Annotated in this window: 8 protein-coding genes; 2 read left to right on the top strand and 6 right to left on the bottom strand. The window is 55.5% G+C overall.

Going from position 1 to position 8,700, the window contains the following annotated elements:
- Positions 1-127 precede the first annotated feature (127 nt).
- The 4 genes from ACJTMZ_RS08425 to xseB form a co-directional block, all read right to left on the bottom strand.
- Positions 128-1,102: an aldo/keto reductase gene (locus tag ACJTMZ_RS08425; protein WP_252010930.1), complete on the bottom strand. Its 975-nt coding sequence runs from the start codon at positions 1,100-1,102 to the stop codon at positions 128-130.
- Between the two features lie 62 nt (positions 1,103-1,164).
- The gene (gene dxs / locus ACJTMZ_RS08420; protein ID WP_015571294.1) at positions 1,165-3,027 is read right to left on the bottom strand and encodes a 1-deoxy-D-xylulose-5-phosphate synthase; all 1,863 of its coding nucleotides are present in this window, start codon (positions 3,025-3,027) and stop codon (positions 1,165-1,167) included.
- 24 nt (positions 3,028-3,051) lie between these two features.
- A complete protein-coding gene (ispA, locus tag ACJTMZ_RS08415) occupies positions 3,052-3,951 on the bottom strand; it encodes a (2E,6E)-farnesyl diphosphate synthase (RefSeq protein WP_017383172.1) in 900 nt (299 codons plus the stop codon).
- Positions 3,952-4,194 (bottom strand): exodeoxyribonuclease VII small subunit, encoded by a 243-nt coding sequence (gene xseB / locus ACJTMZ_RS08410; RefSeq protein WP_015571292.1) that lies wholly within the window; start codon positions 4,192-4,194, stop codon positions 3,952-3,954.
- 178 nt (positions 4,195-4,372) lie between these two features.
- On the opposite strand from xseB, the gene thiI reads away from it, so the two are divergent.
- Both thiI and ACJTMZ_RS08400 read left to right on the top strand, forming a co-directional pair.
- The gene (thiI, locus tag ACJTMZ_RS08405) at positions 4,373-5,821 is read left to right on the top strand and encodes a tRNA uracil 4-sulfurtransferase ThiI (protein WP_006809903.1); all 1,449 of its coding nucleotides are present in this window, start codon (positions 4,373-4,375) and stop codon (positions 5,819-5,821) included.
- Positions 5,822-5,890: 69 nt separating this feature from the next.
- A complete protein-coding gene (locus ACJTMZ_RS08400) occupies positions 5,891-6,625 on the top strand; it encodes a GntR family transcriptional regulator (protein WP_023296016.1) in 735 nt (244 codons plus the stop codon).
- A gap of 26 nt (positions 6,626-6,651) precedes the next feature.
- Here the strand turns inward: ACJTMZ_RS08400 and ACJTMZ_RS08395 are convergent, their stop codons facing one another.
- Positions 6,652-7,374 (bottom strand): 6-phosphogluconolactonase, encoded by a 723-nt coding sequence (locus tag ACJTMZ_RS08395; RefSeq protein WP_214602287.1) that lies wholly within the window; start codon positions 7,372-7,374, stop codon positions 6,652-6,654.
- The gene (locus ACJTMZ_RS08390) at positions 7,371-8,696 is read right to left on the bottom strand and encodes a 6-phospho-beta-glucosidase (RefSeq protein ID WP_015571289.1); all 1,326 of its coding nucleotides are present in this window, start codon (positions 8,694-8,696) and stop codon (positions 7,371-7,373) included. The genes ACJTMZ_RS08395 and ACJTMZ_RS08390 overlap by 4 nt, the downstream gene beginning before the upstream one ends.
- Between the last annotated feature and the right edge of the window lie 4 nt (positions 8,697-8,700).

Below are 8,700 nucleotides of genomic sequence, written 5' to 3'. Positions count from 1 at the left end.
AGGTCGGGTCTCAGTCCAGGGCATAGCGAGTCTCCTCTTCTATGCCAGTTATAACTGTTACCCATGTATCCGGTCTAAAGTGTTACCCATGTTTCCGGTTCATACCGCAGCGCCACCCGGCAAGTGTTTATTTAAACCCTACCACCGGATGCTGCTGATACGGCGTCTCCAGCTCGGCAATCTGCTCCGGCGTCAACGATAAGTCCACCGCACTCAACAACTCATCCAGCTGTTCTTCCCGCGACGTGCCCACAATCGGCGCGGCGACACCGCGCTTGCTCAGCAGCCACGCCAGCGCCACCTGCGCGCGCGTTGCACCGATATCGTCGGCGATCCCGGCTAAGCGTTCGGCAATTAACGCATCGCTGGCTTCTGTATCGTCATACAGGTCTTTACCCACTTCATCCGATACCAGCCGGGCGGTAGTTTCCCCCCACGGACGGGTTAACCTTCCGCGCGCCAGCGGGCTCCACGGGATCACCGCCACGCCTTCCTGGTAGCAGAGCGGCAGCATCTCGCGCTCTTCTTCCCGGTAAATCAGGTTGTAGTGATCCTGCATGGTGACAAAGCGCGCCCAGCCGTGCTGCGCCTGGAGATCGAGCGCCTGGGCAAACTGTGAGGCATGCATGGACGATGCGCCGATGTAGCGCGCTTTACCGGCTTTCACAACGTCGTTTAACGCTTCAAGCGTCTCTTCGATCGGGGTGTTGTAATCCCAGCGGTGGATTTGCAGCAGGTCGACGTAATCCATGTTCAGGCGTCTGAGGCTGTCATCAATGGAACGCAGGATCTGCGCGCGAGAAAGGCCTTCCGCCAGATCGCCTGACGGGTAGTACACCTTAGTGGCGACCACAACGTCATCACGACGGGCAAAATCTCGCAGGGCGCGGCCCACAATCTCTTCGCTGCTGCCATCTGAGTAGCTGTTGGCGGTATCGAAGAAGTTGATGCCGCCGTCAATGGCGCGCTTGATGATAGGGCGGCTGCTCTCTTCCGGCAGCGTCCAGGCATGATTTCCCCGGTCAGGCTCGCCAAACGTCATGCATCCCAGGCAAAGCCGGGACACCTTAAGGTCCGTTTTTCCTAATGTCGTGTATTGCATGGTTCCGCTCCTGCTGTTTAAACAATACGTTTAAGCATAGCAGGAGCAGAAAAGGGGAGGGATCAGGCCAGCCAGGTGCGGATTTTAGCTTCGATACCGGCGGCGTCCAGACCAATGTCGGCGCGCGCCTCATCCTGGGTGCCTTGCGGGATGAAGTGGTCAGGGAGGCCGAGATTAAGCACCGGAACGGCTTTACGGTTCGCCATCAGCACTTCGTTCACGCCGCTACCCGCGCCACCCATGATGGCGTTCTCTTCCAGCGTGACCAGCACGTCATGGCTTTCCGCCATGCTCAGAATCAGAGATTCATCGAGCGGCTTCACGAAGCGCATATCGACCAGCGTCGCATTCAGGTTTTCAGCGACTTTTGCCGCTTCCGGCATCAACGTACCAAAGTTCAGGATCGCCACTTTTTCACCACGGCGTTTCACCAGACCTTTACCGATATCCAGTTTTTCCAGCGGCTGTAATTCAACGCCAAGGGCATTACCGCGCGGGTAACGTACCGCGCAGGGGCCGTCCTGATAGTGGTAACCGGTATACAGCATCTGACGACACTCGTTTTCGTCGCTTGGCGTCATGATCACCATATCAGGGATGCAGCGCAGGAAGGAGAGATCAAACGCGCCCTGGTGCGTCTGGCCATCAGCCCCCACAATGCCCGCGCGATCGATAGCAAACAGCACCGGCAGCTTCTGAATGGCAACGTCATGGATAACCTGATCGTAGGCGCGTTGCAGGAAGGTAGAGTAGATCGCTACCACCGGCTTGTAGCCGCCAATCGCCAGGCCCGCAGCAAAAGTTACCGCGTGCTGCTCGGCGATAGCCACGTCGAAATACTGGTCCGGGTATTTTTTGGAAAACTCCACCATGCCGGAGCCTTCACGCATGGCAGGCGTCACCGCCATCAGCATGTTGTCTTTCGCCGCCGTTTCGCACAGCCAGTCGCCAAAGATTTTTGAGTAGCTTGGCATCCCGCCGCTGCTTTTCGGCAGACAACCGCTGGTATGGTCGAACTTAGGCACCGCGTGGAAGGTGATCGGATCTTTTTCCGCCGGTTCGTAACCACGCCCTTTTTTGGTCATGATATGCAGGAACTGCGGGCCTTTCAGGTCGCGCATGTTTTTAAGCGTCGTCACCAGGCCCAGCACATCGTGGCCGTCCACCGGGCCAATATAGTTAAAGCCCAGCTCTTCGAACAGCGTACCCGGCACGACCATGCCTTTGATGTGTTCTTCGGTACGCTTAAGCAGCTCTTTAATCGGCGGTACGCCGGAGAAGACTTTTTTACCGCCTTCACGCAGTGAGGAGTAAAGCTTGCCGGACAGCAGCTGCGCCAGATGGTTATTCAGCGCGCCGACGTTCTCGGAGATCGACATTTCGTTATCGTTGAGGATCACCAGCATGTCCGGTTTGATATCGCCCGCGTGGTTCATGGCCTCAAAGGCCATCCCGGCGGTGATCGCCCCGTCGCCAATCACGCAGACGGTGCGGCGTTGTTTATTCTCTTTTTCGGCGGCAACGGCAATACCAATGCCCGCAGAAATGGAGGTGGAAGAGTGGCCGACGCTTAACACATCATATTCACTCTCGCCGCGCCACGGGAACGGGTGCAGGCCCCCTTTCTGGCGAATGGTGCCAATTTTATCGCGACGTCCGGTCAGAATTTTGTGCGGATAGGCCTGGTGGCCTACATCCCAGATCAGCTGATCGAACGGCGTGTTATAGACGTAATGCAACGCCACGGTCAGCTCAACCGTGCCAAGTCCGGAGGCGAAGTGGCCGCTGGAGCGGCTAACGCTGTCGAGCAGGTAGCGACGCAGCTCGTCACACAGCTTCGGCAGACTCTCTTTCGGCAACAGACGTAACTCCTGAGTGGAGTCAACTAACGCCAGTGTCGGGTATTTGGCAATATCAAAACTCATCAAAGGCTCATCGAGATTTATAGTTTATTTATCACGCTGGATTATGTAGTCCGCTAGCGCTTCCAGTGCCGAGGTATCCAGCGATTGCGCGGCCAGCTCATTCAGCGACCGGCGGGCATCGTCTATCAGATCCCGGGCTTTACGTTGGGCATGCTCAAGGCCCAACAGGGCGGGGTAGGTACTTTTGCCAAGCTGCTGATCCGCACCCTGACGTTTTCCCAATGTTGCAGTATCGCCCACCACATCCAGAATGTCATCCTGAACCTGGAATGCCAGACCGATACTTTCTGCGTATCTGTCCAGAACCGGCAGGGCTTTACGCCCGCGTTCACCCGCGCTCAACGCGCCCAGGCGAACGGCTGCACGAATCAGTGCGCCCGTTTTGTGACGGTGGATGCGCTCCAGCTGTTCCAGAGTAACCTGACGCCCTTCAGCCTCTAAATCCAGCGCCTGGCCGCCGCACATCCCGGCGACGCCGCTGGCCATTGCCAGTTCGGACACCATTGCCAGACGATCGCGATCGCTCACCTCAACCATCGGCGCATCGCTCAGAATGGAGAAGGCCAGGGTTTGCAGCGCATCCCCCGCCAGAATGGCATTCGCTTCGCCAAATTTGATATGGCAGGTTGGCTGACCGCGACGCAAATCGTCATCGTCCATGGCCGGCAAATCATCATGGATCAGCGAATAGGCGTGGATACACTCCACGGCGGCTGCCGGGGCGTCCAGCGTGTTATCGCTGATACCGAACATATTGCCCGTGGCATACACCAGGAACGGACGCAGGCGTTTACCCCCCAAGAGTGCGCCATAGTGCATGGCTTCAACCAGTGGAGTGTTCTGAAAAGGCTGCGGCTCAATGAATCGGCGCAGCGCATCGTTGGCGCGGATGACGCGCGCCTGAAGCGCGTTGGAAAAATCCATTTACTCGGCGTCCGGTGTGAATGGCGTGGTTTTAGCGTCTTCGCTGTCGGAAAGCAGGATCTGCACACGCTGCTCGGCCTGCTGGAGTTTTACCTGCCCCTGGCGCGCGAGCTGCACGCCGCGTTCAAATTCGTTGAGCGCGTCTTCCAGCGGGAGATCGCCGCTCTCAAGACGGATAACGATCTGCTCCAGTTCACTCAGCGCAGTTTCGAAACTGGCCGGTGCGTCGTTTTTCTTCGGCATAGTGAATTGACTCTTAAATTTTTCGCCCTGACATGGTAACGGACTCGGGGCAATTATCAAATAACGCGAGTGGCGCGATGGTGGTATACTTGCGCGCCTGGATGCAGCCACGGGTGTGGGCTGCTGTATCATTTTCCACTACAAGCCTTTATAAGCTTGCCTAAGAAACATTGCCGCCATGAAGTTTATCATTAAATTGTTCCCTGAAATCACCATCAAAAGCCAATCCGTGCGTTTGCGCTTTATTAAAATTCTCACCGGGAACATTCGTAACGTATTAAAACACTACGACGAAACGCTCGCCGTGGTGCGTCACTGGGACCACGTAGAAGTCCGCGCGAAAGACGAAAACAAACGTCTTGATATTCGCGACGCGCTGACCCGTATCCCGGGTATTCACCATATTCTGGAAGTGGAAGACGTTCCCTTCACCGATATGCACGATATCTTCGAAAAGGCGCTGGTGCAGTACCGCGACCAGATCGAAGGGAAAACGTTCTGCGTGCGCGTGAAGCGCCGGGGTAAGCATGAGTTTAGCTCTATTGAGGTTGAGCGCTACGTCGGTGGTGGTCTGAACCAGCACGTTGAAACGGCGCGCGTGCGCCTGACTAACCCGGACGTCACCGTTAACCTTGAGATCGAAAACGATCGCCTGCTGCTGGTCAAGGGTCGTTATGAAGGTATTGGCGGTTTCCCTATCGGCACTCAGGAAGATGTGCTGTCGCTGATCTCCGGCGGGTTCGACTCCGGCGTGTCCAGCTATATGCTGATGCGTCGTGGCTGCCGCGTGCACTACTGCTTCTTTAACCTGGGCGGCGCGGCGCATGAAATCGGCGTACGTCAGGTGGCGCATTACCTGTGGAACCGCTTCGGCAGCTCTCACCGCGTGCGTTTTGTGGCGATCAACTTTGAGCCGGTGGTCGGCGAAATCCTCGAAAAAGTGGACGACGGCCAGATGGGCGTGGTGCTGAAACGTATGATGGTGCGTGCGGCGTCCAAAGTGGCTGAGCGCTACGGCGTGCAGGCGCTGGTCACCGGTGAAGCGCTGGGGCAGGTCTCCAGCCAGACGCTGACCAACCTGCGTCTTATCGATAACGTGTCTGATACGCTGATCCTGCGTCCGCTGATCTCTCACGATAAAGAGCACATCATCGATCTGGCGCGTAAAATCGGTACTGAAGATTTTGCCCGCACCATGCCGGAATATTGCGGTGTGATCTCAAAAAGTCCAACCATCAAAGCGGTGAAGGCGAAGATCGAAGCGGAAGAAGAGAACTTCGATTTCAGCATCCTGGAAAAAGTGGTGGCGGAAGCGTCCAACATCGATATCCGTGAGATCGCTCAGCAGACCGAGCAGGAAGTGGTTGAGGTGGAGACGGTCAGCGGCTTCGGTGCTAACGATACGATTCTGGATATCCGTTCTGTTGATGAGCAGGATGACAAGCCGTTGCAGGTGGAAGGCGTCGAGGTGGTTTCGCTGCCGTTCTACAAGCTGAGCACCCAGTTTGGCGATCTCGACCAGAGCAAAACGTATCTGCTGTGGTGCGAACGTGGGGTCATGAGCCGTTTGCAGGCGCTGTATCTGCGTGAGCAGGGCTTCGCGAACGTGAAGGTGTATCGCCCGTAGTTTCTCGCCCGGTGGCGCGAGCGCTACCGGGCCTGCGATTCTATGCTCTTTTTGGCCGGGTAATCGACAATGGAAAAAAAACATAAGTACTGGGAAATCAAAGAGAGAATCAAAAAAGATATTCTCAATGAAGTCTACAAAAAGGGCGAAAGCATTCCGTCGGAGCGCGATCTTGCCGGTATTTATGACGTTACGCGCGTAACGGTTCAGAAAGCCATGGCGATGCTGGTACAGGAAGGGTATATCGAGCGTATCCACGGCAAGGGCATGTTTGTTTTAAAGAATACTGCCAGCAATATTTACATTCTGAATAATGAAAAGAGTGACAGTATTCTCGGGTTTTCCCGTGAATTTCAGGGGCGGGTCAACGTAACCAGCCGCTTGCTGACGTTGACGACCCTTCACGCCGACGCGGCGCTGGCACAGCACCTCGAAATTGCGCAGGGTGATGATGTCTGGTTTATTCGCCGTATCCGTTTACTGGACGGACAGCCGGTGTTAATTGAAGACAGCAATATTCCTCACAAGGTGGTTGCCACTGTTCCGCAGGCTATTCTCGAAGTGGGATCGCTGTATGGCTATATTGAAGACTTTACCGGTAAGAAAATCAGCGACGCCGATTCACTGATTGAAGCGGATCTTTTTGATGAGGAGCTGGCGGCCCATCTCAATATTCTGCCAGGCCAGCCGATGTTGAAAATTACCGAAGTCACGCGCCTCGATGACGGTAGAGCATTTAACTTCTCCATCAGCTACAACCGGGCAGATATTTTCCGCGTCAAGAATATGCACATCAAACGATAACAGGCGCATCAGCGCCTGTTTCTCTTTTACAGCTTAGCGGCTGCCGCTTTATCGACAATGATCCTTAACCGTGGGTGCGGCTTTAGCAGCGTCGCGGGAACCGCCGGGTCCGGTGCGGAATTGACGGTTGTTGCGATGATGTCGGCTTTTTTCTCGCCGCTTGCCATCAAAATAATGGCCCGTGAGGCCAGGATAGTCTTCATCCCCAGTGAAATGCCCTGACGGATATGACGCTGCTGGCCGAAGTATTTAACCGAAACGGCCTGCGTCACCGCATCCAGGTCCACGACGTGGCAACAGGTATCGAGGGCGGCGCCCGGTTCATTGAAGCCGATATGGCCGTTCATACCGATCCCCAGCACAATGATGTCTGGCCCGCCGTGGGCCGCAATAAAGTTATCCACACGCTGACACTCTTCCTCGGGGGATTGCGTCAGGCCATCAAAGAAACAGATCTGATCGTCGCGCAGAGCCAGGTGGCTGAAGAAATGGCCCCATACCATCTCCCGGCAGCTGCCTTTATCGGCCTGACCCAGCCCCAGCCACTCATCCAGGCCAACAAATGCCGCACGGGAAAAATCGACCTTACCCTGTTTGCTGGCGTGCACCAGCGCGGCAAAAACGCCCAGCGGCGTATCTCCACCCGCGATGCAAATCAGCGCATCGGGTTTTTGCGTAACGGTTTCAATGACCGCTTTCGCCACGACGTCACTCAGCGCCGCATAATCTTCTGTCTGTTCTACGTTCATTGTGCGTCCTTACGTTTAGCATACTGGGGTAAATAACGGTGGTTGACCTCAAGATATTCATTAAGGATCTGTTCTGCCGCGGCGGCAGAAGGCACAAGGGGATTTACGCTCAGCGCCAGCAGCGCCGTGTCGTAATTTCCAGTGACAGCGGCCTCAACGGTGAGCTCTTCATAGGCCTTCACGCTCTGGATCAGGCCGCGGATCTTCACGGGCAGCCTGCCATAGGCGAGGGGATGCGCGCCGTTTCGGTCGATCATGGCGTTGGTTTCCAGCGTAACGTGATCCGGCAGATCGGGTGTTGTGCCCCTGTTAGGAACATTTACGACGTGGATCTCTTTTTTATCGTTATAAATAGCGCTGATGATCGAGCATGCAGTATCGGAGTACCAGGCGCCTCCGCGCTGCTCCAGCTCTTTCGGCTTGTGCGCGAGATGGGGGTCCTGATAAAGCGTAAAAAGCCGTTGCTCAATTTCGCGCGTCTGCTCGCCGCGGGTTCCCTTAGTATTTGCATCGCGCAGCGCGGCGTCGGTCATCTCGCGGGTCAAAAAATAGTATTTGAGGTAGGAGATAGGGTACATGTGGAGTGCCCTGGCAAAGCGGGCACTAAACCCAATGTCCGGTATATTTTTCAGGGAGTTATTTGCGCTGCCCTCGGCCAGTTTTTCAATAAAGTCGTCGGTATAATCCTCTCCCTTGAGGAAAATTTGGTCGGCAAAAATAAGATGGTTCAGACCAATAATGCGTGCGTAAACGTCCGACTTCTGCACGCCGTAGGCTTTGGCGATGTCCATCATCATGCTGTTTGCGCCACTGCAAATGCCTATGGTCCGAATGGCCGAGTGGCGGGTGATTGCCTCGGTGACAATCCCGGCCGGGTTGGTGAAGTTAATCAGCCAGCCGTTCGGGCACCATCTTTCCATGTCCTTACAGATATCCAGCAGGACCGGGATCGTGCGTTGAGCTTTCATAAACCCGCCGGGACCTGTCGTCTCTTGCCCCAGAACGCCGTATTTTAGCGGGATTTTTTCATCGTTGATGCGGGCATCAAGAAAGCCGACACGCAGCTGCGTGGTGACAAAATCGGCATCTTTCAGCGCCTCTTCCCGATCGAGCGTCAGGTGGATATTCATTGGGAGCCCGGCTTCAGCTACCATGCGCTGGGCCAGCTTTCCGACAATCTCCAGCTTCTCTTTTCCCTCTTCAATATCCAGCAAATAATAATCGGTGACCGGCAGCTCTGCGTAGCGTTTGATAAAACCGTCGATCAATTCTGGCGTGTAGCTGGAGCCGCCGCCAATAGTGACAACCTTGAGCTTTTTCATCGTG

The sequence above is a fragment of the Enterobacter sp. DN genome, from assembly GCF_046054285.1.
In the GTDB taxonomy this organism is placed as follows: Bacteria; Pseudomonadota; Gammaproteobacteria; order Enterobacterales; family Enterobacteriaceae; genus Enterobacter; species Enterobacter hormaechei_C.
Note: the sequence above shows the minus strand (reverse complement) of the source record. Positions and strands in the feature narration are given on the sequence as shown.

Excerpts from the sequence above, each read along its gene's own strand:
- ACJTMZ_RS08425 (WP_252010930.1), bottom strand. The coding sequence starts at position 1,102 with ATGCAATACACGACATTAGGAAAAACGGACCTTAAGGTGTCCCGGCTT.
- dxs (WP_015571294.1), bottom strand. The coding sequence starts at position 3,027 with ATGAGTTTTGATATTGCCAAATACCCGACACTGGCGTTAGTTGACTCC.
- ispA (WP_017383172.1), bottom strand. The coding sequence starts at position 3,951 with ATGGATTTTTCCAACGCGCTTCAGGCGCGCGTCATCCGCGCCAACGAT.
- xseB (WP_015571292.1), bottom strand. The coding sequence starts at position 4,194 with ATGCCGAAGAAAAACGACGCACCGGCCAGTTTCGAAACTGCGCTGAGT.
- thiI (WP_006809903.1), top strand. The coding sequence starts at position 4,373 with ATGAAGTTTATCATTAAATTGTTCCCTGAAATCACCATCAAAAGCCAA.
- ACJTMZ_RS08400 (WP_023296016.1), top strand. The coding sequence starts at position 5,891 with ATGGAAAAAAAACATAAGTACTGGGAAATCAAAGAGAGAATCAAAAAA.
- ACJTMZ_RS08395 (WP_214602287.1), bottom strand. The coding sequence starts at position 7,374 with ATGAACGTAGAACAGACAGAAGATTATGCGGCGCTGAGTGACGTCGTG.
- ACJTMZ_RS08390 (WP_015571289.1), bottom strand. The coding sequence starts at position 8,696 with ATGAAAAAGCTCAAGGTTGTCACTATTGGCGGCGGCTCCAGCTACACG.